Genomic DNA, 2,866 nt, shown 5'->3' on the forward strand with positions numbered 1-2,866 from the left:
GGACATGGATACTCCTTGCAATCATCGGACACTCATACATTTGTAACGGATCTTCATACTTGCTTCGATCATCCAGAGCCGGACCGACGCTGGCGATCTCATCGACGTCCACAAGCAGGCATCAAGACCCGATCTTTTTCGGGCCCGATCCCAGCCTTCGTCTAAGGGTTCCAACAGTGGGTGGTGTCGATAGGTCACCATGCGCAAAGGGGCGCTGACCTCAAGTCCCGCGGTGCTCAGGTCGCGGCACTGAACCCACCTGCGTCGAACGACGCCTGAACTCGCTCCACGGCGCTGGTGGCCGATAGTGCTGTCGTTGCCACCAGCAATGTGAGACCTGTCCCGCCGGCCTGACGACTACTTCCGGTCGAATCCCTGTGCAGCAAGGTACTCGTTGTACTTGATGAAGGCAGGCTGCATGGCCGGCAGCAACTGGAGGAGCTTGCCCACCGGTCCCTTCACTTTGATCTTCCTCCGTGCGAGTGCCATCGGAACATTCAGATCACCAAGCCAGAACTTATGGCCGGTGTCAGTGTCCATGAACAGCTCGATCTCGACGTCAGATGCCTTTGCAGCATCGCCTTGCCGCACGACCGGCGGATCCTGGGATGCGTCAAGGACGATGACCAACTCGGGGTCCGTGTAGTTCATGCGGAACGCTACATTCGATGAAACCCATTTGGCTTTCAGTTCGGGGTCGACGGCGACATTCTCGACGAACTTACCGAGAGTAGCCGCGGCTTCCTCAGTAGATGAGAACAATGGCATTGCATTTTCCTTTCACATAGATGTCGTTGCTGAACGTGTTCGTCCCAGGTAGGTGATTCAGAGCGCACCTGGTGCGGTCTTGCCTTTGTTGCGATGGAGCACCTGGATGCTCGACAAGTCGTTGAGCCCCCAGGGACCGTGTTCGACGCCGATACCGCTCCACTTGACGCCTCCGAAGGGCGCGTTTGTCGCAAGTACCGCATGCGAGTTAACCCATGCAGTTCCGACATCGAGTTGGCTTGCCAGGGCCGAGGCACGGTCGATATCCGGAGACCAGATGGACCCGCCGAGCCCGAACTGCCCTGCGTTCACCCTTGCGATCACATCGTTCACATCGTCGTACGGTATGACGGGCAAGGCGGGTCCAAATTGCTCTTCGTCGACGATTCGCATGCCGTCGACCGCACCGGCCAAGATGGTCGGCTCATAGAAGACTCCAGGTCCGCCAACCGGCCTTCCCCCTGCGGTCGCCTTTGCACCGCTCTTGAGAGCGTCTTCCACCAACCCGCTGACTCGTTCGAACTGAGGCCGATTCGCCAATGCCCCAAGCTGCGTTTCCTCACCGAGCGGATCACCAACGACAATCCGTTTAGCTATCTCGGAGAGCGCCTCGACCACACCGTCATAGATTGAACGTGGCACGTACAGCCTCTTAATGAGGATGCACCCCTGGCCGTTGTTCCAGAACGCGCCCCAGAAGAGAGCTTCTGCGATCTCCGCCGGATCAGCGTCGTCCAACACGATCGCTGCATCGTTTCCGCCGAGTTCTAGAGTGACCCGCTTGAGATCCGCTGCAGCGGAGCGATAAACGTGCTTTCCCGTCGCCACCGATCCTGTAAACGAGATCTTCCTCGGTACAGGATGCTCAGTCATCCAAGCACCGAGTTCGTCCCCTCCGGTAACGACATTGAAGACGCCGGGTGGCAAAATCTCACTTGCGATCTCGCCAATGCGCAATGTCGAGATGGGAGTGAAGGGTGATGGCTTCAGCACCATCGTGTTACCGGCCCGCAGCGCCGGCGCGAGCTTGAAGAAGGCCATCGCGACGGGAACGTTCCACGGAGTGATTCCCGCGACCACCCCGAGGGGGCGCCGCACAATCTCCGTATGGGCACCGTCATCATCACGGATCACTTCTCGTGGCCGCTCTACATTGGCGTAATAGTCGAGCCAGGCAGCACCCGACATCGCTTCCACGCCGCCCAGATCGAGCGTCTTTCCATTTTCGTTCGCGAGGATCTCGGCCAGTTCCGGCGCGGCATCCATGACCGCAGCAGACAACTCCTGCAGCCTTTCCCGGCGGAAGTCCTCGTCTTTGCGCCATTCGAGTTGAGCCTTCGACGCAGCGTCCATCGCCCGGTCCAACTGAGCTGCGGTACAGACTGGCGCCTGCGCATACACGTCGCCGGTTGCGGGATTGACTACATCGAAATAGTCACCTCCTGAGACACCTTGACCGCCGATTGTCATTTCCATGAAAACTCCCAGAGTCGTTTATTCTAAAGAGACAAAACCAAGATTGCTGGTGGGCCGATCTACAGCACTTCCACCTAGCGACGCTTCTCCCTGGACAGGGAATACCTGTCACCGGTCAGGTCGATCGTGCCGACTCCCAATGCCCTCTCGCGAAGTTGATGTTTGAGAACACGTCCAACACCGTTAACGGGCAGCTCATCAAAGAACTCGATGAACCTGGGGATGCAGAAGTACGGTAGATGCGTTTCGAAGTACTTCAACAGTTCGCCGGGCTCGGGGCGCTCCCCCCGTGCGACGATGCACGCCTTGATGTCGTCTTCCGTCATCGGCGAGGCCACGGCGTGTACAGCGACTTCATCAACCAGAGGGTGCTGCCGGATGGCAACTTCCAGCTCGATTGACGACACATTCTCGCCACGTCGCCTCATCGCATCCTTCTTCCGATCTACGAATGCGAATGCCCCCTCCGGAGTTTTACGGCCGTAGTCGCCTGTGTGATACCACAGATTGGTGATCGTCGAAACGGTTGCGCTGTCGTTCTCCCAATACCCGGAGAAGATGGCACCCGGTGCCAGGGGTCGCACCGCGAATTCCCCTGTTTCGCCATCGGGCACCTCATTGT

Annotated in this window: 3 protein-coding genes; all 3 read right to left on the bottom strand. The window is 58.3% G+C overall.

From position 1 onward, the window contains the following. Positions 1–357: 357 nt before the first annotated feature. On the bottom strand, positions 358–768 hold the full coding sequence (locus AC1DWT_RS50630) for a hypothetical protein (protein WP_477926200.1): 411 nt from the start codon (positions 766–768) through the stop codon (positions 358–360). Between the two features lie 57 nt (positions 769–825). Further along, positions 826–2,244 (bottom strand): aldehyde dehydrogenase family protein, encoded by a 1,419-nt coding sequence (locus AC1DWT_RS50635; RefSeq protein WP_477926201.1) that lies wholly within the window; start codon positions 2,242–2,244, stop codon positions 826–828. 74 nt (positions 2,245–2,318) lie between these two features. Continuing rightward, positions 2,319–2,866 (bottom strand): AMP-binding enzyme (locus tag AC1DWT_RS50640; protein WP_477926202.1); only part of this gene is annotated, 548 nt, incomplete at its 5' end.

The organism is Rhodococcus sp. P4_B6 (assembly GCF_056402215.1).

Bases quoted from the DNA above. Each gene is read 5' to 3' on its own strand.
- AC1DWT_RS50630 (WP_477926200.1), bottom strand. From the start codon at position 768: ATGCCATTGTTCTCATCTACTGAGGAAGCCGCGGCTACTCTCGGTAAG.
- AC1DWT_RS50635 (WP_477926201.1), bottom strand. From the start codon at position 2,244: ATGGAAATGACAATCGGCGGTCAAGGTGTCTCAGGAGGTGACTATTTC.